This is a genomic window from Parasediminibacterium schistidii (assembly GCF_046546515.1).
GTDB lineage: Bacteria > Bacteroidota > Bacteroidia > Chitinophagales > Chitinophagaceae > Parasediminibacterium.
On sequence record NZ_JBKHKJ010000085.1, the window covers coordinates 1 to 1,083 of the forward strand.

The window sequence follows — 1,083 nt, forward strand, 5'->3', positions numbered from 1 at the left end:
GGCTTTGTTTCGTGAATAAGCGCTATTTGTCTAAAACCCCCATACCCCCTTTTTATTAAGCTACTTTGTAGCTATTGGGCACAGCGATGCCACGATACACGTTTAACACTTTACATTTTATGTTTACTTCTGTTTTTTGATTTTCCATTATCCTCGAACAGAGAACCCCGCCGTGGATTGTTTTGTACCTGAACATGGCTGTTTCTGCCAAGCTCCGCTTGTGGTACCCTGCAGTTGTTTTCCAGTCTTCCAGACCTGTTTTTTTTATTTGCTCAATTGCGGCATCACGTTCCCCCATCCACGCCTTTTTGCCAGTCCTTGCCACGGCATTTTCTTGTGGGGGTATGATTTGTTTAATGCCAGCACCATGCAAAACCTTCCTTACTTTGGTTTTGTCGTAAGCCCCATCGCCCCGGAAACTTTTGACGCCCCGGCCTGTTGCTGCTATAGATTCTAGGATGGGCGCCACGCAAGCGGCATCATCAACCTTATTTTCTGTCAATTCAACACCTACTATTTCTTGTGTTTCTACATCTATCCCCAGGTGTAACTTCATCCAAGTGCGGCGTTTGCTTGCGCCATGCTTGCGGACTTTCCATTCCCCTTCCCCATATACTTTCAACCCTGTGCTGTCTATGGCTATGTCCGTTGCTTTTTTGCTGTCGCCAACTAGCTGCATGAAATCCAATACCTGGCCCCGCTTGCATACTTGCGAGTAACTAGGCACGGGCAAAGAGAGCCGCATCAACTTAAACAAACTGGATATAAAACCCTTGTTGCCACGATAAGGCAGCTTGTACACATATTTAACCGTCAAGCAAAACAACATGGCCGCATCGCTGTAAACAGGCTGCCCACCTTTGAGACGGATATCTTTATCAGCATAAACCACCTGCCAAGTTTCAACCAAATCGGCAGGAACCCAAATGTTGATATCGCCTCTTTTTTCTAAACTTGTATTGTATTCGCTCCAATTCCTGACTTTATGCTTATCATTGCTCAAGGGGGTAAACAAGTTGTTTTATTTGCTCGTAACTATAAAACGCTTTTTACTACACTTTTATTGTGTATTCACGAAACAAA

At 44.5% G+C, this 1,083-nt stretch carries 1 protein-coding gene; it reads right to left on the reverse strand.

The window, feature by feature from the left end; genetic code table 11:
* Positions 1 to 55: 55 nt before the first annotated feature.
* On the reverse strand, positions 56 to 1,003 hold the full coding sequence (locus ACHFIY_RS19255; RefSeq protein ID WP_410847759.1) for an IS5 family transposase: 948 nt from the start codon (positions 1,001 to 1,003) through the stop codon (positions 56 to 58).
* Positions 1,004 to 1,083: the final 80 nt, after the last annotated feature.